The organism is Burkholderia singularis, from assembly GCF_900176645.1.
GTDB classification, from domain to species: Bacteria; Pseudomonadota; Gammaproteobacteria; order Burkholderiales; family Burkholderiaceae; genus Burkholderia; species Burkholderia singularis.
Map to the genome: position 1 here is coordinate 26,608 of NZ_FXAN01000111.1, position 19,372 is coordinate 45,979.

Here is a 19,372-nt window from a genome sequence, read left to right on the forward strand (position 1 = left end):
CCGGCGGCGCGCGGCCGCGCCGCCGCCCCGCTTCGGATCACGCGCGCCCGAGATCCGCGAGCGGATGCGCGTCGCACTTCCACGGCGACGTCAGGAAATACCGGACCCGCTCGTCCTGCACTTCGACGAGCGACATCGGCGCCCAGCGCGGCCGGCGATCCTTGTCGACGAGATGCGCACGCACGCCTTCGCGAAAATCGCCGTCCTCGATCGCGCGCACGACGATCCCCAGCTCCATGCGGAACGATTCGGCCAGCGTCATCTGCCGGCCGCGCAGCAGCGCGCCGCGCGTGACTTCGAGCATCGTCGGCGAATGCGACGCGAGCGCATCGAGCGTCGCCTGAAGCCACTGGCGTTGCTCACGCGGCAACTCATCGCGCGCGAGATCGTGGCGCAGCGTCGCGACGATCCGCTCGACGCGCGAGCGCCGGTCGAAGTGGCGGACGATCCACGGCATCTGACTGTCGAGCGCCGCGTGCGGCACAATGTTGCATGGCGGCTCGAACACGGCCCGCAGCGCGCGCGGCACGCCGTCCGACCAATCCGCGCGTTCGAGCCGCGTCTCGAACGTATCGAGCCACGACGACGGCACACAGAGGTCGGCAAGCCGCGCCGACAACGCGTCCGCCCCGGACAGCACCGCGCCCGTCAGCCCAATGTACAACGCCAGCTCGACCGGCAACTTCGCCAGGAAATGCGTCGCGCCGACGTCCGGCACGAAGCCGATGCGCGTCTCGGGCATCGCGATCCGGCTGCGCTCGGTCGACACGCGCAGCGCGGCGCCCTGCGCGAGCCCCATGCCGCCGCCCATCGTCACGCCGTCCATCAGCGCGACGACAGGCTTCGCGAACGTATGCAGCGCATGGTCGAGCCGATACTCGTCGACGAAAAACGGCAGCCAATCGCGGCCGCCCGCGCCCGATGCGTGATATAGCGCCCGCACGTCGCCGCCCGCGCAAAAACCTTTATCGCCCGCACCGCGCAGCACGATCGCGACGATCTCGCGATCGTCGCGGCATCGCTCGATCAGCGCGGCGAGCGCGCGCACCATCCCGTGCGACAGCGCATTGAGCGCGGCCGGCCGGTTCAGCGTGATCAGCGCGACGCGGTTCACGACGCGCATCAGCACGTCGCGCTCGGCATCGACGCCAGCCTCCACGGCGCGCGCGCCCTCCCGATTCGTCGGCAACGTGCTCATCGCGACTCGCCCCCCGTGCGCGGCTGCCATTGCGGCGGCCGTTTGCCGAGAAACGCCGCGACGCCTTCGCGCGGCTCGTCGCCGTCGAACAATGCGACGAAACGCTCGCGCTCGAGCGCAAGCGCCGCACTGCGCGGCACGCCTTGCCGCGCAAGACTGATCAGCGATTTCGCCGCGCCCACTGCGGCCGGGCCGAGCGCGGCAGCGCGGCGGGCGAGCGCGAGCGCGGCGTCGCGCGCGCCGCCGGTCTCGACGACTTCCTCGACAAGCCCGATGCGCAACGCGGTATCGGCATCGACGCGCACGCCCGCGAGAATCATCCGTTTCGCCCAGCCTTCGCCGACGAGCCAGGGCAGCGTCTGCGTGCCGAGCCCGCACGGCGTCAGGCCGACCGACGGCTCGGGCAGCGCCATCTGCGCATGCCGCTCGGCGATGCGCATGTCGCACGCCAGCGCGCATTCGAGGCCGCCGCCCATCGCATAACCGTTGATCGCGGCAATCGTCGCGAAGCGCGCGTCGGCCAGCGTCTCGAACGCCGCGCCGAAACGTGCGGCCATCGTGCGCGCGGCGTCGTGACCGCCGCCGGCGAACGTGTTCAGATCCGCGCCCGCGCTAAAGAACTTCGGGCCGTCGCCCGTCACGACGAGCGCGCGCACGCGCGCATCGGCCTGCAGCCGTTCGAGCGTGCGTTGCAGTTGCAGGAGCCCGTGCGCGTCGAACGTGTTCGCGGACGGACGTTTGAGCGTGACGAGCGCGATCGCGCCGTCGTCGGCCAGATCAAGCTCGATCATCAGGCATCCTTCTTTTGTGCGGGGTGGTACAAGCGAATCACCGCCGAGAAATCCAGCTTGCCGTCGCCGCGGCTGCTCATCGTCTGATAAAGCTGCTGCGCGAGCGCGCCCAGATAGACAGGCTGCCTGACTTGGCGCGCCGCGTCGTTGGCCAGGCTGAGATCCTTCAGCATCAGGTCCGTGCCGAAGCCGCCCGTGTAGCCGCGCGACGACGGCGCGGCGTCGATCACGCCCGGATACGGGTTGTACGTGTCCGAACTCCAGCAGCGCCCGGTCGACGTGTTGATGATCCCGGCCAGCACCTTCGGATCGATGCCGAGCGCCGCGCCGAGCGCCATCGCCTCGGACACGCCCGCCATCGTGATTCCCAGCACGAGGTTGTTGCAGACCTTCGCGACCTGCCCCATGCCGGCCGCGCCGCAATGGACGATGTTCTTGCCCATCGCGGCAAGCACCGGTTTCGCGCGTTCGTAATCGGCGGCGGCACCGCCCACCATGAACGTCAGCGTGCCGGCCGCCGCGCCGCCCGTGCCGCCCGACACCGGCGCGTCGACGAACGCGCCGCCCGCCTCATGGACGAGCGTGCCGAACGCTTGCGCGCTCGCCGGATCGATGGTGCTCGAATCGATCACCATCGCGCCCGCGCCGAGGCCCGCGAGCACGCCGTCCGGCTGCGTGAGCACGGCGCGCACGTGCGCGGCCGCCGGCAGCATCGTGACGACGAACGCCGCGCCCGCCGCCGCGTCGCGCGGCGAGCCCGCGACTTGCGCGCCGCCGTCCTTGACGAGCCGCAGCGCGTCGTCGCTCAGGTCAAAAGCGTGCACGTCATGGCCCGCCTTGAGCAGATTGAGCGCCATCGGCGCGCCCATGTGACCCAGGCCGATAAAGCCGATTTTCATGATCGTCTCCCGAAGCGCTCAATGCAGACGGATCGTCGTGTTGACCGCGGACACGCTCGCGTCGTCGTCGAACCAGCGCGCGGTCACCGTTTTCGTCTGCGTGTAGAACTGCACGACCTGCTTGCCGTATGGGCCGAGATCGCCGAGCTTCGAGCCGCGCGAGCCCGTGAAGCTGAAAAACGGCACCGGCACCGGAATCGGTATGTTGATGCCAACCTGGCCGATATCGATTTCGCTCTGGAATTTGCGCGCCGCCGCGCCGCTTTGCGTGAACAGGCCCACGCCGTTGCCGAACGGATTCGCGTTGACGAGCGCGATCGCGTCATCCAGCGTGTCGGCCGTCATCACGCACAACACCGGGCCGAAGATCTCGTTCGTATAGATCAACATCTGCGGCGTCACGTCCGCGAACACCGTCGGGCCGATGAAGTTGCCGTGCTCATACCCGGGCACGCTGACGCCGCGGCCGTCGAGCGCGAGCGTCGCGCCTTCTTTCACGCCCGCGTCGATGAAGCCGAGAATGCGCTCCTTCGCCGCGCGCGACACGACCGGGCCGACGTCGGTGCCGGCTTCGGCGCCCGCGTTCACCTTCAACGTCTTCGCTTTCGCGACGATATCCGGCAGCCAATCGCGCGCGCTGCCGACGAGCACCGCCACCGACGTCGCCATGCAGCGCTGCCCCGCCGCGCCGAACGCCGCGCCAACGAGCGCATTGACGGTCTGCTCGCGGTTCGCATCGGGCAGCACCACCGCATGGTTCTTCGCGCCCATCATCGCCTGCACGCGCTTGCCGTGCTCGCTGCCGAGCCGGTAGACATGCGTGCCGACGGCCGTCGATCCGACGAACGACACCGCCTTCACGAGCGGATGCGTGCACAGCGCATCGACGACGTCCTTGCCGCCGTGCACGACGTTCAGCACGCCCGCCGGCACGCCGGCCTCGATCGCGAGTTCGACGAGCAGCATCGTCGACAGCGGGTCCTGCTCGGACGGCTTCAGCACGAACGTATTGCCGCAGACGATCGCCATCGGGAACATCCACAGCGGAATCATCGCCGGGAAATTGAACGGCGTGATGCCGACGCAAACGCCCAGCGGCTGACGCAGCGTATAGGTATCGACGCCGCCCGCGACGTTCTCCGCGAATTCGCCGAGCTGCAGCGTGCCGACCGAGCACGCATGCTCGACGACTTCGAGCCCGCGAAACACGTCGCCCTCGGCATCGGGCAGCGTCTTGCCCTGCTCCGCCGTCAACGTCTTCGCGATGCGCGGCAGGTGCTCGCGCACCAGCGCCTGGAATTTCAGCATGATGCGCATGCGCGCCGAAATCGGCGTGTTCTTCCACGACGCGAATGCATGCTGCGCGGCGTCGATCGCCGCGTCGACCTCGGCGCGCGTCGCGAACGGCACGCGCGCGAGCAGCGCCTGCGTCGCCGGATTGACGACGTCGCGCCACTCGGTGGCGTGCGACTCGACGAATTCGCCGCCGACCAGCAGCTTGACGGTCGGCACGTGGTGCCCTTTTTGGGGCGACGGGGTTGCGTTCATCTCGAGATTCTCCTGTCCTGATATGCGCTGGTTTTCATCGTGACGATGGCCGCCGCGCGCATCGGGCGCGCGGGCCGGGGGGTTGATGCATCGGCGCGGCGGCCGCTCACTGGCCGTGCGCCGCGAAATCCTCTTCCCGATATTCGCCGCTGATCCGGTTCGCCGCGTCGTCGCCGCGCTCCAGCTCGCGGCGGCGCAGCTCGACGCGGCGGATCTTGCCGGAGATCGTCTTCGGCAATTCGGTGAATTCCAGCCGCCGGATCCGCTTGTATGGCGCGAGCTTTTCGCGCGAAAAACGGAAGATGTCGCGCGCGAGCGCATCGCTCGGCTCGTAGCCCGCGCGCAGCGCGACGAACGCCTTGGCCACCGACAGCCTCACCGGGTCCGGGCTCGGCACGACGGCCGCCTCGGCAATCGCCTCGTGCTCGATCAGCACGCTTTCGAGTTCGAACGGACTCAGCCGGTAATCGGACGATTTGAATACGTCGTCCGCGCGGCCGACGTAGACGTAGTAGCCGTCGTCGCGGCGCAATGCGATATCGGAGGTGCGGTAATGACCGTCGCGCATCGCATGCGCGCTCGCCTCCGGATGATTCGCGTAGCCCTTCATCAGGCCGACCGGGCGCTCGGCGCCCGGCCCGAGCGGCAGCGCGATCTCGCCTTCGTTCGCGCTTGCGCCGTCCGCATCGAGCAGCGCGAGTACGTAACCCGGCATCGGCCGGCCCATCGAGCCCGGCACCACCGGCTGACCCGGCGGATTGCCGATCAGACAAGTCGTCTCGGTCTGCCCGTAACCGTCGCGGATCGTCACGCCCCAGGCGTGCTTCACACGCTCGATGATCTCGGGATTGAGCGGCTCGCCCGCGCCGACGATCTCGCGCAGCTTCACCGGATACGACGCAAGCGGCTGCTGAACCAGCATGCGCCAAACGGTGGGAGGCGCGCACATCGTCGTCACTTGGTAACGGACGAGCGCATCGAGCACGACCTTCGGCTCGAAGCGGGCGTAATTGAACGCGAACACGCACGCCTGCGCATTCCACGGCGCATAGAAGCAGCTCCACGCATGCTTCGCCCAGCCGGGCGAGCTGATGTTCCAGTGAACGTCGCCGGGTTGCAGGCCGACCCAGTACATCGTCGACAAACTGCCGACCGGATAGGTGCGGTGCGTATGCTCGACGAGCTTCGGCTTGGACGTCGTGCCCGACGTGAAGTACAGCAGCATCGGATCGTTCGCGTGCGTCGCGCCGTCGGGCTCGAATTCGGCGCTCGCCGCGTAGCCGTCCGCGAGCGACAACCATCCGTCGCGCGGCGCGCCTGCGATGATCTTCGTGACGTCCAGCTCCGGCTGCTCGAATTTCGCCGCCTCGTTTTCGTCGACGATTACATAGCGCGCGACGCCGATCTGCACGCGATCGCGCACATCGTCGGCCGACAATTGCGTCGTCGCGGGCAGCACGACCGCGCCCAGCTTCATCGCGGCAAGCATGACGTCCCACAGCTCGACGCGGTTCGGCAGCATCAGCAGCAGCCGCTCGCCGCGCGTGACGCCGATGCCGCGCAGCCAATTCGCGATCCGCGCCGAGCGTGCCGACATCTGCGCGAACGAGTACTGCACGCCGTCGCCGGTTGCCGCATCGACGATCCACAGCGCCGGCCGGTCGTTGCCGCGCGCGATCACGTCGAAATAGTCGAGCGCCCAATTGAACGTGTCGAGCACGGGCCATCTGAAATCGCGATAGGCGGTGTCGTAATCGGTGCGGTGGCGCAGCAGGAAATCGCGCGCTTCGACGAACGGCTGAGCTGTCATTGTGGTGTCTCCTGTGTCGGCGTGAGCGAGTGCGTCGCCCTTACTGCCGTCCCATGCATTGGTTAGCCGGGGTGCGTGCCCGCGCGCGTCCGCCGGCCAAGGTTGGTGCTGGAGCGTTGGCTCCGGTGCGGTGCGCAGCCGGCCGGGATCGGCCGCCGAGCGCGTGGCCGACCGGGCTTCTGCCACGCCGGGACGCTCTGCCACCGCCCGGCGTCGCACAGCGCCCGCGGCGGCGCCCCGCCACGCACCGATCACGTCGTTGTTCGCGCGACGCTTGTCACAACTGCCTGGCGATCACCATCCGCTGCACTTCGCTCGTTCCTTCATAAATCTGCGTGATGCGTGCATCGCGATAATGCCGCTCGACGTCGTAATCGACGAGAAACCCATATCCGCCATGAATCTGAATCGCATCCGAGCACACCGCCTCGGCCATCTCGGAGGCGAACAGCTTCGCCTGCGACGCCTCCGACAAACACGGCAAGCCCGCCGTTCGCAGCCGCGCGGCGTGATGCGTGAGCAATCGTGCGGCGTTGATCTGCGTGGCCATGTTCGCGAGCTTTTCGGCGATCGCCTGATGATCGGCGAGCGCCTTGCCGAACTGGATGCGCTCGCGCGCGTAGCGGCGCGCTTTGTCGAACGCCGCGCGCGCGATGCCGACCGCCTGCGCGGCGATGCCGATGCGCCCGCCCTCGAGGTTCGACAGCGCGATCTTGAGCCCCTCGCCGCGCGCGCCGAGCAGATTTTCCTGTGGAATCGCGCAATGTTCGAGCGTGATCGGGCACGTATCCGATGCGCGGATCCCCATCTTTTTCTCGGGTTTGCCGACGATGAAGCCGGGCGTATCGGTCGGCACGAGAAACGCGGACAGCCCGCGCTTGCCCTGCTCCGGATCGGTCATGGCAAAAACGATCGCAAGACCCGCGCGCGCGCCGTTCGTGACGAACTGCTTGCTGCCGTCCAGCACCCATTGGCCGTCGCGCAACTGCGCACGCGTGCGCAGGTTGTGCGCCTCGGAGCCGGCTTGCGGCTCGGTAAGGCTGAACGCGGCAATGGTCCGGCCAGTCGCGAGATCGCGCAGCCAGCGCTCCTGCTGCGCCGGCGTGCCATAAGCGAGCAACGGCCCGCAGCCGACCGAGTTGTGCACGCTCATCAGCGTCGCGCATGACGCGCAACCCGCCGCCACCTCCTCGAGTGCAAGCGCATAGGCGACATAGTCGGTATACGCGCCGCCCCAGTCGGACGGCACGATCATCCCGAGCAAGCCAAGCTCGCCCATCTGCGCGACGACCGCATCGGGCAGATGCCCGTCGCGGTCCCATTGCGCGGCGTTCGGCGCGAGCACCTCGGCCGAAAACGCGCGCGCCGCGTCGAGAATCATCCGCTGATCGTCGGTGTAGAAATCGCCCATCGCTCGTGTGTCTCCTTGACGAGCCGCGTCGGATGCAGCCCGCAGCATGCGTTTTGTATCGATGAATCAAGTGTAGGCAACGCGCGGGCTCTGTTCGATGCTCGCAGCGCTCAATTACACTGAGCGTTTTTGCCATACCGCGCCCCGCGCGCCCGTCCGATGAAGCACGCGCAGAAAGGCACCGTTTCGATCGAACTCGTCAACACCAGCCTGGCGCTCGCGCGGCGCCGCGGCGTCGCCGATGCGCCGCTGCTCGCGCACGCCGGCATTGCCGCCACGCTGCTCGCGTCGCCGCACGCGCGCGTGTCCGCGCGGCAATACGGCGCGTTGTGGAACGCGATCGCGCAGGCGCTCGACGACGAATTCTTCGGCCAGGACACGCACCCGATGCGCTGCGGCAGCTTCATTGCAATGAGCCAGGCCGCGCTCGGCGCGCGCAACGGCCTGCGCGCGCTCGCGCGCGCGGTCAACTTCATGCACTGCGTGCTCGACGATCTGCATGCGACGATCGATGCGACCCCCGAACGCGTGCGGCTGCGTTTTGTGCATCGCACCGCGCCGCACGCGAGCGAGCCGCCACCGATGTTCACTTATGCGACCTATTTCGTGATCGTCTACGGCCTCACCTGCTGGCTGGTCGGACGGCGCATCCCGCTGTCGCACGCGAGCTTCCGGTGCGACGAGCCGCTCGCGGTCGACGAATACCGGCTGATGTTCTGCGACGACCTGCGCTTTCGCCAGCCCGAGTCATACGTCGACTTCGACCCCGCCTTCGCGACGCTGCCCGTCGTGCAGACCGCGAAAACGCTCAAGCCGTTCCTGCGCGACGCGCCTGCGAGCTTCATCGTCAAGTACCGCAATCCACATGCGTTCGGCGAGCGCGTGCGCGCTGTGCTGCGCACGCTGCCGCCCGCGGCATGGCCGAGCGCGCGCGCGCTCGCAGCGCGGCTGAACGTCGCCGAGGCGACGCTGCGGCGCAAACTGGCGCACGAAGGCCACTCGTATCAATCGATCAAGGATGCATTGCGCCGCGAGCTTGCCTATACGGCGCTCGCCGATCCGCGCCGCACGATTGCGGACATCGCCGCGACAGCGGGTTTCGCCGAGCCCAGCGCGTTCTATCGCGCATTTCGCAAATGGTGCGGCATGAGCCCGGCCGATTACCGCAGCAAGACCCATGGCAAGGCCGGCGCGACGCGCGGCGTTTCCCGCTTTCGCCGGAAAACGCCTACTCTTTAAGCACGGGGCGCACGCCCTTTCGACGGCGGGCGGCAACGGCGCACCGTGCTGCCGCATCGTCGCCCGCCGATACTGCCATGCACACGCGTCGTTTTTTGCCGCGTCCACCGGCGCGGCCCGGCACGCGGCCCGCACGAATCGCCCGCGCGGTCGTGCTCGTCGGCCTGCTACTCGCGTGCGCGGCCGCCGCCGCGCCCGACAAGCGCACCGGCAAGCCAAGCCCCGCTATTTCCCGCCCGACGGCTGCCGTATCCGCTGCGGCCGTCAACCCGGCGAAGTGAAGTGAACGCAGCGACGTATTTCCGTGCCGCCGATCCGGCAAGGGATCGGCCGATGCGCGCCGGTCGTGCGTGCCGCTGCTCGAGTTGGCCGCATGCCAGGCCCAGCGCTTCAATCAGCCTGCCGCCGTCCCGGCCGGCATGATACGACCCCGCTTTGCCCGCACTCACGCGCGGGATTGTGCCGCCGGATTAGTAAAAGTCCTCATCAGAAACTCCTCCCGTTTGTCGTCCGTTCATATAAGATCATTACATTGATCAATGTGACATTATTTAAGGTGGCGATGCTGGCCGCACCTCGCACGGCCGGCATCGCCATCCGGCACTCAAAGAATGGGAGACGACGTCATGGCCGAGCATACGCTGCCGGAAGTGCACCTTGAAGAACTCGAGCAATTCCGCTCCGTTCAGCAACTGGCGTATCGCTGCGTCGAAACCGTGGGCGAGATGCTGCGCCCCGGCATCACGGAGAAGGAGGCCGTTCGGCTGATGATCGAATGGGCACACGATCATGGCGTGCATGACTGGCTGCATAAGCCGTTCGCATGGTTCGGCGATCGCACCGCATTCGCTGAAGGCTTTTCCGGCGTGCGGCATCTCGGCGGCTTCAACCTCGCGTTCTTTCCCAGCGACCGCCAGCTCGAAGCCGACATGCCGGTGATTCTCGACGTCGCGCCCGTGGTCGACGGCATTGTCGCCGATGTCGGTTACGCGACCTGCATCGGCCACAACCCGATCCTCGAACAATTGCAGGACGATCTGATCGCGCATCGCGAACTGATCGTGCGCCTCGTGAAAGAGCGCCATACGCTGGCCGACGTCGCGCGCGAAGTCGACGCGCTGTGCCGCAAGCAAGGCGTCGAGCCGCGCCACAAGGCCTATCCGTTCAAGGTGCTCGCGCACCGTGTCGCGAAACTGCGCCATCTGTCGAAACCGCGCTTCGTCGCGCGCTTCGGCCTCAATTCGACGCGCAACCTGATGCTCGAGCAAACGCGCCAAGGCAAGGCGCAAGGCTGGTCGCCGCTATGGTCGATCGACGAGCGCTCCAATCACGCGCCGACGCCCGGCCTGTGGGCCGTCGAGCCGCACCTCGGCTTTGCCGGCGTCGGCGCGAAGTTCGAGGAGCTGCTGGTGATCACCGGCGACGACGCGTACTGGCTCGACGACGATCTGCCGCACGTGCGCCGCTGGAACGCGCGCCACGCAAACAGTGCGCTCGCGCATGACGCGGCGGCATAACGCAGGCGCGGCAAGCGCGCGGCGCCGCCGCGCCGAGCCCGCCTCGAGCCCGGCCTCGCACCCCGTGCCAAGCCGCTTACCGCCCGACCCGACACCCGAACCAGACACGAACATGCAGCCCCTTTCCAACGAAGCGCCGCGCGCGTTGTTCGACGCGGCCCATACCGAAACGTCCGTGCCGGCCGGCGACGTCACGCTTGCCGCCAAGACCTGGGGCGACGCGTCGCGCCCGGCCGTCGTGCTGGTGCACGGCTATCCGGATAACAGCAGCGTCTGGCACGGCGTCGCGTCGATCCTCGCGCAGTCGTACTACGTGATCGCGTATGACGTGCGCGGCGCGGGCCTGTCGAGCGCGCCGCAACGCACGGCCGACTACCGGCTCGAGAAGCTCGTCGACGATTTCGCCGCGCTCATCGACGCGCTCGCGCCGAACCGCGCCGTGCACGTGATCGGCCACGACTGGGGCTCGATCCAGGGCTGGGAATTCGTCACCGAGCCGCGGCTCGCCGGCCGCATCCTGTCTTATACGTCGTGCTCCGGGCCGAACCTCGATCACGTCGGCTACTGGATGCGGCATCAGCTCGCGCATCCGTCGCCCGCGTCGCTCGCGCGGATCGGCAATCAGCTCGTGCGTTCGTGGTACGTCTACCTGTTTCACCTGCCGTTGCTGCCCGAACTGAGCTGGCGGCTGTGGCTTGCCCGCGCATGGCCGGCGCTGCTGCGCAGAATCGAGCGCACCACGATCGAGCCGCGCCCCACCCAGGCGGACGACGGCGCGCACGGCGTGCGTCTGTATCGCGCGAATTTCATCCGGCGCCTGTTCGCACCGCGCGAGCGCTACGCGCACGCGCCCGTGCAAGTGATCGTGCCGTTGCGCGACAAATACGTGAGCCCGGCGCTGTCCGCCGATCTCGCGCGCTGGGTGCCGCACTATTACCGCCGCGAAGTCGCCGAGCGGCACTGGATGCCGGTCGACCACCCCGAGCGTTTCGCGACGATCGCGCAAGATCTGATCGAAGCCGTCGAGACCGGCACCGAGCCGCCCGCGCTCGCGCGCGCGCGCCGCCGCAACGGCACGGGGCCGTTCTCCGGCAAGCTGGTCGTGATCACGGGCGCGGGCAGTGGCATCGGGCGCAGCGCGGCCGTCGAATTTGCAAAACAGGGCGCGTCGATCGTCGCCGTCGATATCGACGAGCAAGCGGCCGAGCGCACCGTTCATCTCGTGCAACTGCTGGGCGCCGACGCACACGCTCGGCGCGTCGACGTCGGTTCGCCCGACGAAATGGAAGCGCTCGCCAACTGGGTCGAAAACACGCTCGGCGGCGCGGACATTGTCGTCAACAACGCGGGCATCGGCATGGCAGGCGGCATCCTCGATACGTCCGCCGCGCATTGGGAGCGTATCCTGCGCGTGAATCTGTGGGGCGTGATTCACGGCTCGCGCCTGTTCGCGAAGCAGATGGCCGCGCGCGGCGCGGGCGGGCACATCGTCAATACCGCATCGGCCGCCGCGTTCGGGCCATCGCGCGACCTGCCCGCCTACGCGACGACGAAAGCCGCCGTACTGATGCTCTCGGAATGCATGCGTGCCGAGCTGGCCGACCACGGCATCGGCGTGAGCGCCGTGTGCCCCGGCTTCGCCGAAACGGGCATCATGGCCGCGACCCAATACGCGGGCGCGAGCGAGGCCGACGAAGCAAAGTTGCGCAAGCGCGCGACCAAGCTGTACCAGATGCGCGGGCTGAAGCCGGAAACCGTCGCCAAGGCAATAGCCGCTGCGGTGCTGCAAAACAAGCCCGTCGTCGCGATCGGCGCTGAAGCGCACGCGATGCGCTTCGTCGGCCGTTACATGCCGTGGCTCGGCCGGATGATCGCGCGCGTGAGCATGGCATCGCATTAACGGCAATGGCCAGATCAACGGAGGAGACATCGATGAATGCCCCGGAAAACCACTATCTGATCAAAGCACGACACGTCAAATTCGACTTCAGCAACACGCCGATCCAATGGATCAAGGGCGATCCCGAAAGCACGCACATCATCAACACGCTGAACCTGCTGTTCCCGGAAGGCGAGCTGTGGTTCTGCCGCGTCTACAACAAGGCGCTGCCGCTCATCACCGATCCGGCGCTGCGAGCCGACGCCGAAGGTTTCCTGCGTCAGGAAGCCGTGCACTCGCGCTCGCACAACGGCGTGCTCAAGCACTATTACGAACGGCACGGCATCGATACGCAGCCGTTCACGCAGCGCGTGAACCGGCTGTTCACGAAACTGCTCGGCGAGGAGCCGTTCGGCCTGAAGATCGGCCATACGCGCTTCTGGCTGCGGCAGCAGCTCTCGGTCATCGCGGCGCTCGAGCACTTCTTCGGCTATCTCGGCAACTGGATTCTGCACGCGCGCGGGCTCGACGACGGCTCGGCCGATCCGGCGATCGTCGATCTGCTGCGCTGGCATGGCGCGGAAGAGGTCGAGCATCGGACCGTCGCATTCGACATCTACCGCCATCTCGGCGGCAACTATGTCGAGCGGTCGATTCACATGACGATCGTGATCGGAGTACTGCTGTACTTCATCGTCACAGGTTCGCGATTCATGTATAAGCGCGATCCGTCGGCAGGCTTCTACCCGGGCTTCGCAATCGCATGGTGGCTCGGCAAGCGGCGCAATCATCTGCCGTCGTTCGTGAAGACGATCGCCGCCGCGCTGCGCTATTACCGGCCGAGCTACACGCCGCACAACGAAGGCTCGACCGAGGAAGCGCTCGCGTATCTCGCGCGCTCTCCCGCCGCGCAGACCGCCGCACACGGCGGTAATTGGGGTGCGCAAAAACCGGCGGCATCGTGACGGCATGCGGCGTCACGCGGATAACGACACCGCGCCCGCCTGATGCCCGTGCTCGACAACGACTTGGCGGCCCGGCCGCATTCCGCCGTCGCACAGCCTGCGTGTGCTAACGCGCCCGGCCAGGAAAAAAGTTAGGAAATCAGATAGATGCCGCCACGAGTGCGCAGCGTGTGTGTAGCGGGCGGCAATGGAGCGGCGTTACGCGCGATCGTCAGGATCGCTATCGATGCGATGCCGCGCAGGCGCGGCGCCGTGAAAAACATCAGCGCGGCAAGCAAGTCTACGGAAAGGAAACGGCGGCATGCCCGTCAAAACGGCGCGCGCGGCGAACCGGCTCGCGCCGTTCGCCGCGAATCGCGCCCACGGCATTACGTGCTCGCCGCCAGCCGCGGGCCCGGCGCCGCACCGCGCACGGCCGGCGGCTGTTCGTCGCCGGTCTTTTGCAACTGCGGCGGCTGCGTGCTTACCCAAGGATTGATGCCTTCCTTCTGCACTTCCTCGAGAAACGAAACGCGCGTGCGCCAATAGTCGGCTTGCAGCTTGGCATCGATAACCCGCTGTTCGGCCGCGAACAGTTCCATCCTTGCGGTCACGAGCATCGATGCGGCGGTCTTCTCTGGCGTGGGGGCGTGACGCAATGCCCATCGGCTTATCCAATTCAACATGCTTGCCTCCGTATGACGAACGAAATCGCTTTCGCGCGCAGGCGCACTGCCCGCACCGTTGCGGTGCTTTCCGCTTCGCCATGACGATGGAAGGCACCGGCTTTCGCATCGCACCCCGTATTGGCGAAACCCCTGATGCGAGCACTTTCTCTATCCTAGTGAGTGAATCGAGATAATGCGATGACACCTTGCAATTTTTTACATAACGAAGCTATTTTATATAACTTTTTCCTATCCGTATCACGTTGAAAAATAAAGAAAATCCTCATTTCAATGACAATACCTCACCCAATGTCAATGAAGTTCATATCTCGAAAATATAAGCACTCCGTTAGTATTTGAAAATGCCCGCGCGCCATCGGGTTTTGCTTCGGCGCGGATGCCGCGCCTGCCTTTCAGCGGCCCGCTTCACCTGCTTGGCGGGCGGCTTGCTGCATCATCAGCCGGCGCTCGGCCCGGCGCTCGGATCATCCGGCCATCGATAGGCAAGCAGACGCGAACGCGCATAAGCCAGCTCCCGCACCGCACCTCGCTGGTTACCGCCGAACAAGTACAAAAAGCCGTCGTCGTGCCGCAGATAAAAGCCGACATGCCCTTTCCAGCTCGTCGGACGATCGCGCATCAGCACGACGATGCAGCCATAAACCGGCTCGGCGAGCGGCTGCCCCCATACGAGCCACGAGCGGGCGAGCGCCGATCCGGTTCCCGCCACGCCGACACGCGCCAAGCACCAGTTGATGAACGACGAGCACCATGAAATCTTGTCGTCATAGCCGGCCAGATTCGTGCAACCGTTGTATTCGACGATGCGCGGGTTGGACGCGCCACGGCCGAAACGGCGCACGCCCGCCTCACCGAGCGCAACCGGCATCCATGCGGGATGATCCGCGCCAGTGTGCCCGTCATGCAGGCGCTGCACCGCGATGCGCTCCGGTTGCACCTGCCGCTGCGGCTGTCGAGTCACGGACATGAAGTGTTCTCCCACTACGAATGAACGATTATCCGACAAGCCGCCGTTGCATCGACGATTCACGGCCGCACACGCGATGCCGCGCTCGCGCCGGCGGGCCACGCAAGACGCCGTGCCGGCGACGACGCGCCGCGCACAGACCTCCTCGCCGACACTATATCGTCCGGCGTATCTCAGCTATTACAATCCGCCGTTGGCCGGCCAATAGTAGCTGGTTACAGTACGCCCCACCGCACGGCCAACGACCACTCGCTTTCATTCAGCACACGACATCACGACCGGAGAACGCCTCCATGGAATCGATCAAACGGTATTTCGGCTTCGCGCAAGCCGGCACCGACCTACGCACCGAAATACTCGCGGGCGTCACCACCTTCCTGACGATGGCCTACATCATCTTCGTCAACCCGGCGATCCTCGGCGATGCAGGCATGCCGAAGGAATCCGTGTTCGTCGCAACCTGCCTCGTCGCCGCGATCGCGTCGGCGATCATGGGTCTGTATGCGAACTACCCGATCGCGTGCGCGCCCGGCATGGGCCTCAATGCATATTTCGCATACGCCGTCGTCAAGGGCATGGGTTTCACGTGGCAAGCCGCGCTCGGCGCGGTGTTCGTCTCAGGCTGCCTGTTTCTGGTCGTCACGCTGTTCCGCGTGCGCGAAGTGATCATCAAGGGCATTCCGACATCGCTGCGAATCTCGATCAGCGCGGGGATCGGCCTTTTCCTCGGCATCATCTCGCTGAAAACGGCGGGGGTCATCGTCGGCAACCCGGCAACGCTCGTCACCCTCGGCGACCTGCACAAGCCCACCACGATCCTCGCGATCATCGGCTTTTTCGTCATCGTCACGCTCGACTACCTGCGCGTGCGCGGCGCCATCCTGATCGGCATCATCAGTGTGACCGTGTTGTCGTTCTTCTTCGGCGGCAACCAGTTCCACGGCATCTTCTCGGCGCCGCCGTCGATCGACGCGACGCTCTTCAAGCTCGACATCGGCGCCGCGCTGTCGACCGGCATCGTCAACGTGATCCTCGTGTTCTTCCTGGTCGAGCTGTTCGACGCAACCGGCACGCTCATGGGCGTGGCCAACCGCGCGGGCCTGCTCGTCGAAGGCAAGATGGACCGGCTCAACAAGGCGCTTCTCGCCGACAGCACCGCGATCGTCGCGGGCTCGCTGCTCGGCACGTCGTCGACGACCGCGTACATCGAAAGCGCCTCCGGCGTGCAGGCGGGCGGGCGCACCGGCGTCACCGCGCTGACTGTTGCCGCGCTATTCATCGCCTGCCTGTTCATCGCGCCGCTCGCGGGCGTCGTTCCCGGCTACGCCACGGCGCCGGCGCTGCTGTACGTGTCGTGCCTGATGCTGCGCGACATGGTCGACGTGCCGTGGGACAATGCGACGGAAGCGGTGCCTGCCGCGCTCACCGCGCTGCTGATGCCGTTCACTTACTCAATCGCGAACGGCATCGCATTCGGCTTCATTGCTTACGCCAGCCTCAAACTGCTGACGGGGCAGGCCAAGCAGGTGAAACTGATCGTCTGGATCATCGCCGCGGTCTTTCTGTTCCGTTATTTCTATCTCGCGGCCGAATAAGCCCCGGCTTCGGCGCGGCGCCGGTACTTCTGCGCCGTCGCGCGCCATCCCCGGCCGCAAGCGGCGCCCGGCAAAAAAACGGCGGCCGCCGTGGCGATCCCGCGCAACGCGTGCCGCGCGCACCGCCGGCGCGCGCCACGCCGATATTCCAAACACGCGCTGCCGCACCGCACCAACGAAAAACGCCGCTCGCGGCGGCGCTTCTTGCCTGCATCGGCGCAATCCGATCTAGCCCCGGTTCGCCTCGTAAAACCGCACATACCCGCTTCTCAACACCACACACTGCGCGCGCGTCTCGGATAGCAGGCGCCGCGCCGCCGCCTCGATGCGCTGCCGGTGCGCGTCGAACGCGCCGACCATGTCTTCGAAACGCGGCGAAGCCGCGCCGAAATGATCCTCCATCGCCTCGGCAGTGATGTGGCATTGAATCGGCTCGCCGTCGACCATCGCCTTGAACGCGAGTGTCAATTCGCGTCCCGAATATTCGGGGGCATCGTTCATGAACTGGATTTGCATCGGAACCGCCTCTGCGTTAGCGTGAAGAGCCAACGTCCGCTTGCCGTCGAACCTGCTCGAACTGCATGCGGGCCGACCGAAGCATACGGTGCGCGGCAAGCCGCGCACGCCAAGCGGCTTCGGTTGAATCCACTTTAGACGCTTTCCGGCGCGACACAAAATTTCGTCAAAAAAACGCTGCGCCCCCGCAAACGACGGCTCATTCGTCGGCGGATTGAACAGCTGTCGGCTTGACTTGAAACCGAACCCGCGTGCGGACGCACCGCCTGGCGGCCGAAACGCTTCGTCATGCGAACCAGGCATCGCCCCCTATTGCTTTTCGTCCTTCGGCCACACGTTCAGCGCGACCGCGCACGCGGTTACCCCGAGCGCGATCGCCGCCGCACCGTAGTGCAATGCGGAGTCCTGATTGAACAACATTCCGTGGATCGCCACGGCGATGCCGGCCAATGCGACGAACGTCGCGATTGCCGCCAGCACCACTCTGAGTTCCGTCCGAACCATGATGCCTCCCCGAACGGATGCATGTCGCGGCACATGCGGGATGGCGGGATCGGGCGCGCTCGCTGGCCTTCAGATGCCGGGCAGCAGGCCGATCCGGGCAGGGCGCGACGCGTGCGCGCCCTGCTTTCATCATTGCAGGCCAGTAGGCAAAAGCAAGAAATATCCGTTCGATTGCATCCCGCGCCGCAGCAAATGGTCAGATGGTCGCGTATCGCGCGCCACGCTTGTATGATGACGCGTGCCCGTACCGCAACGTTCACCGCAGCAGCGCGGCCGAGCGGGGAAAGCCAACCCCGCCCGCGGGCTTCATGGAGGCAAGCCATGCGTCAATCTTCCGTGCTGCCCGCCGTGGCAAGCCGCGTCGATCTTCTCGCGCAAGCGCACGCGCGCTCGATGTCGACTGGCCTGCGCGCGTCCGATCTGCCGGATTTTTCGCCGTTGTCTCGCGTCGCGCTACGCGGGCGGATCGACGCCAGTCAGTCGCTGTACACGCATGCACGCCCCGCGATGGATGCGCTGCACGCGCAGATCGCCGATACGCAAAGCCTCGTGCTGCTGACCGATTGCGACGGCGTGATCCTTCACAGCGTCGGCGACGCCGATTTCGTCGCGAAGGCCAAGCGCGTGGCGTTATGCCCCGGCGTTTCGTGGGCCGAAGGCGAGCGAGGCACCAACGCGATCGGCACCGCGCTTGCCGCCGGGCAGGCGCTCGCGGTCCACGGCAACGAGCATTTTCTGCAAGCCAATCACGTACTCACCTGCTCGTGCGCGCCGATCGTCGATCCGTTCGGCCATATTCTCGGCGCGCTCGACGTCAGCGGCGATCCCCGCGGCTTCAGTCCGCATACGCTCGCACTCGTGAAGATGTCCGCGCAGTTGATCGAAAACCAGTTGTTCGCGAACCAATGCGCCGACGTGTTGCGCGTGCGGTTTCATGCGCACGGCGAGTTCGTCGATTCGCTGTTCGCGGGCCTCGTCGCGATCGATCCCAGCGGTGCGCTGATCGCGGCAAACCGCAGTGCGCAATTCCAGCTTGGCGCGAGTCTTCCCACGCTGCAGCAACGCAATTGCGAAGCGTTGTTCGGCGCGGCGTTCGCGACGCTCGTGCAACATGCGCGCGAGCCGCTCACATGCGTCACGCTGACGCTCGCAAGCGGCGTGCGCGTGCACGCGCGCTGTGAGTTCGCGCAAGCGCGGCGCACGGCCGTGACCGTGCCGGCCACCGCCACGCTGCCACCTGGCGCCGCCGATGCCGATTCCGACACGATCACGCTGGCGACGCTCGACACCGGCGACCCGCAAGTGGCCGCCGTGCTGCAGCGCATCAGCAAGGTGCGCGGCCGCGACCTGCCGGTGCTCGTGCTCGGCGAGACAGGCACCGGCAAGGAATGGCTCGCGCGTGCACTGCACCATGCGTCGCCGCGCAGCGACGGGCCGTTCGTCGCCGTCAACTGCGCGGCGCTGCCCGACACGTTGATCGAGGCGGAGCTGTTCGGTTACGAGGACGGCGCTTTCACCGGCGCGCGCAAGCGCGGCAGCACCGGCAAGATCGCGCAGGCCGACGGCGGCACGCTGTTTCTCGACGAGATCGGCGACATGCCGCTCGCGCAGCAGGTGCGGCTCGTGCGCGTGCTGCAGGAGCGCGCTGTGGTTCCGCTGGGCGGCACGCGGGCACTGCCGGTCGACTTGCGCATCGTTTGCGCAACACACCGTGATCTGCGCGCGATGGTCGCAGACGGCACGTTCCGCGAGGATCTGTTCTACCGGATCAACGGGCTCGCCGTGACGCTGCCGCCGCTGGCCACACGCACCGACCTGGAAACGCTGGTGGCACGCGTGCTGGCCCGGCTCGCTCGCCGCGAGCC

The 19,372-nt window shown here is 66.7% G+C and carries 17 protein-coding genes; 7 read left to right on the top strand and 10 right to left on the bottom strand.

What is annotated here, in order from left to right; genetic code table 11:
- Positions 1-37: 37 nt before the first annotated feature.
- The 6 genes from BSIN_RS22970 to BSIN_RS22995 form a co-directional block, all read right to left on the bottom strand.
- Positions 38-1,198, bottom strand: a complete 1,161-nt coding sequence (locus tag BSIN_RS22970; protein ID WP_089342140.1) for an enoyl-CoA hydratase/isomerase family protein — start codon at positions 1,196-1,198, stop codon at positions 38-40.
- Positions 1,195-1,989, bottom strand: coding sequence for an enoyl-CoA hydratase (locus tag BSIN_RS22975; protein WP_089342126.1), 795 nt, complete (start codon positions 1,987-1,989; stop codon positions 1,195-1,197). The genes BSIN_RS22970 and BSIN_RS22975 overlap by 4 nt, the downstream gene beginning before the upstream one ends.
- The gene (gene mmsB, locus BSIN_RS22980; protein WP_089342127.1) at positions 1,989-2,888 is read right to left on the bottom strand and encodes a 3-hydroxyisobutyrate dehydrogenase; all 900 of its coding nucleotides are present in this window, start codon (positions 2,886-2,888) and stop codon (positions 1,989-1,991) included. Before mmsB ends, BSIN_RS22975 begins: the two co-directional genes overlap by 1 nt.
- Positions 2,889-2,906: 18 nt before the next feature.
- Positions 2,907-4,436, bottom strand: a complete 1,530-nt coding sequence (locus tag BSIN_RS22985; protein WP_089342128.1) for a CoA-acylating methylmalonate-semialdehyde dehydrogenase — start codon at positions 4,434-4,436, stop codon at positions 2,907-2,909.
- Positions 4,437-4,542: 106 nt separating this feature from the next.
- Complete coding sequence (locus tag BSIN_RS22990) at positions 4,543-6,246, bottom strand: AMP-binding protein (RefSeq protein WP_089342129.1); 1,704 nt, start codon at positions 6,244-6,246, stop codon at positions 4,543-4,545.
- Positions 6,247-6,523: 277 nt separating this feature from the next.
- The gene (locus BSIN_RS22995) at positions 6,524-7,657 is read right to left on the bottom strand and encodes an acyl-CoA dehydrogenase family protein (RefSeq protein ID WP_059514767.1); all 1,134 of its coding nucleotides are present in this window, start codon (positions 7,655-7,657) and stop codon (positions 6,524-6,526) included.
- Between the two features lie 159 nt (positions 7,658-7,816).
- Between BSIN_RS22995 and BSIN_RS23000 the strand changes: the two genes are divergently transcribed.
- The 5 genes from BSIN_RS23000 (at position 7,817) to BSIN_RS23020 (ending at position 13,257) form a co-directional block, all read left to right on the top strand.
- Positions 7,817-8,896: an AraC family transcriptional regulator gene (locus BSIN_RS23000; RefSeq protein WP_059514769.1), complete on the top strand. Its 1,080-nt coding sequence runs from the start codon at positions 7,817-7,819 to the stop codon at positions 8,894-8,896.
- A gap of 77 nt (positions 8,897-8,973) precedes the next feature.
- Positions 8,974-9,177: a hypothetical protein gene (locus BSIN_RS23005; protein ID WP_089342130.1), complete on the top strand. Its 204-nt coding sequence runs from the start codon at positions 8,974-8,976 to the stop codon at positions 9,175-9,177.
- 345 nt (positions 9,178-9,522) lie between these two features.
- Positions 9,523-10,413, top strand: coding sequence for a M24 family metallopeptidase (locus BSIN_RS23010; protein ID WP_069235644.1), 891 nt, complete (start codon positions 9,523-9,525; stop codon positions 10,411-10,413).
- A 112-nt stretch (positions 10,414-10,525) separates the two neighbouring features.
- Positions 10,526-12,313, top strand: coding sequence for an SDR family oxidoreductase (locus tag BSIN_RS23015; protein ID WP_089342131.1), 1,788 nt, complete (start codon positions 10,526-10,528; stop codon positions 12,311-12,313).
- A 32-nt stretch (positions 12,314-12,345) separates the two neighbouring features.
- Entirely contained in the window at positions 12,346-13,257 is a 912-nt protein-coding gene (locus BSIN_RS23020; RefSeq protein WP_089342132.1) for a metal-dependent hydrolase, read from the top strand.
- A 368-nt stretch (positions 13,258-13,625) separates the two neighbouring features.
- Here BSIN_RS23020 and BSIN_RS23025 read toward each other — a convergent pair whose 3' ends face one another.
- Together BSIN_RS23025 and BSIN_RS23030 are read right to left on the bottom strand one after the other, a co-directional pair.
- Positions 13,626-13,922: a hypothetical protein gene (locus BSIN_RS23025; protein WP_059514782.1), complete on the bottom strand. Its 297-nt coding sequence runs from the start codon at positions 13,920-13,922 to the stop codon at positions 13,626-13,628.
- Between the two features lie 439 nt (positions 13,923-14,361).
- Positions 14,362-14,793, bottom strand: a complete 432-nt coding sequence (locus BSIN_RS23030) for an NlpC/P60 family protein (protein WP_256583978.1) — start codon at positions 14,791-14,793, stop codon at positions 14,362-14,364.
- A 392-nt stretch (positions 14,794-15,185) separates the two neighbouring features.
- On the opposite strand from BSIN_RS23030, the gene BSIN_RS23035 reads away from it, so the two are divergent.
- Complete coding sequence (locus BSIN_RS23035; protein ID WP_089342134.1) at positions 15,186-16,487, top strand: NCS2 family permease; 1,302 nt, start codon at positions 15,186-15,188, stop codon at positions 16,485-16,487.
- Positions 16,488-16,715: 228 nt separating this feature from the next.
- On the opposite strand, the gene BSIN_RS23040 is transcribed toward BSIN_RS23035, so the two are convergent.
- Positions 16,716-17,003, bottom strand: a complete 288-nt coding sequence (locus BSIN_RS23040) for a DUF1488 family protein (RefSeq protein WP_059514787.1) — start codon at positions 17,001-17,003, stop codon at positions 16,716-16,718.
- Positions 17,004-17,312: 309 nt separating this feature from the next.
- Entirely contained in the window at positions 17,313-17,507 is a 195-nt protein-coding gene (locus tag BSIN_RS23045; protein ID WP_059514789.1) for a DUF2964 domain-containing protein, read from the bottom strand.
- A gap of 321 nt (positions 17,508-17,828) precedes the next feature.
- On the opposite strand from BSIN_RS23045, the gene BSIN_RS23050 reads away from it, so the two are divergent.
- Positions 17,829-19,372 (top strand): sigma-54-dependent Fis family transcriptional regulator (locus BSIN_RS23050; RefSeq protein ID WP_089342135.1); only part of this gene is annotated, 1,544 nt, incomplete at its 3' end.

Bases quoted from the DNA above. Each gene is read 5' to 3' on its own strand.
- BSIN_RS22970 (WP_089342140.1), bottom strand. From the start codon at position 1,198: ATGAGCACGTTGCCGACGAATCGGGAGGGCGCGCGCGCCGTGGAGGCT.
- BSIN_RS22975 (WP_089342126.1), bottom strand. From the start codon at position 1,989: ATGATCGAGCTTGATCTGGCCGACGACGGCGCGATCGCGCTCGTCACG.
- mmsB (WP_089342127.1), bottom strand. From the start codon at position 2,888: ATGAAAATCGGCTTTATCGGCCTGGGTCACATGGGCGCGCCGATGGCG.
- BSIN_RS22985 (WP_089342128.1), bottom strand. From the start codon at position 4,436: ATGAACGCAACCCCGTCGCCCCAAAAAGGGCACCACGTGCCGACCGTC.
- BSIN_RS22990 (WP_089342129.1), bottom strand. From the start codon at position 6,246: ATGACAGCTCAGCCGTTCGTCGAAGCGCGCGATTTCCTGCTGCGCCAC.
- BSIN_RS22995 (WP_059514767.1), bottom strand. From the start codon at position 7,657: ATGGGCGATTTCTACACCGACGATCAGCGGATGATTCTCGACGCGGCG.
- BSIN_RS23000 (WP_059514769.1), top strand. From the start codon at position 7,817: ATGAAGCACGCGCAGAAAGGCACCGTTTCGATCGAACTCGTCAACACC.
- BSIN_RS23005 (WP_089342130.1), top strand. From the start codon at position 8,974: ATGCACACGCGTCGTTTTTTGCCGCGTCCACCGGCGCGGCCCGGCACG.
- BSIN_RS23010 (WP_069235644.1), top strand. From the start codon at position 9,523: ATGGCCGAGCATACGCTGCCGGAAGTGCACCTTGAAGAACTCGAGCAA.
- BSIN_RS23015 (WP_089342131.1), top strand. From the start codon at position 10,526: ATGCAGCCCCTTTCCAACGAAGCGCCGCGCGCGTTGTTCGACGCGGCC.
- BSIN_RS23020 (WP_089342132.1), top strand. From the start codon at position 12,346: ATGAATGCCCCGGAAAACCACTATCTGATCAAAGCACGACACGTCAAA.
- BSIN_RS23025 (WP_059514782.1), bottom strand. From the start codon at position 13,922: ATGTTGAATTGGATAAGCCGATGGGCATTGCGTCACGCCCCCACGCCA.
- BSIN_RS23030 (WP_256583978.1), bottom strand. From the start codon at position 14,793: ATGCCGGTTGCGCTCGGTGAGGCGGGCGTGCGCCGTTTCGGCCGTGGC.
- BSIN_RS23035 (WP_089342134.1), top strand. From the start codon at position 15,186: ATGGAATCGATCAAACGGTATTTCGGCTTCGCGCAAGCCGGCACCGAC.
- BSIN_RS23040 (WP_059514787.1), bottom strand. From the start codon at position 17,003: ATGCAAATCCAGTTCATGAACGATGCCCCCGAATATTCGGGACGCGAA.
- BSIN_RS23045 (WP_059514789.1), bottom strand. From the start codon at position 17,507: ATGGTTCGGACGGAACTCAGAGTGGTGCTGGCGGCAATCGCGACGTTC.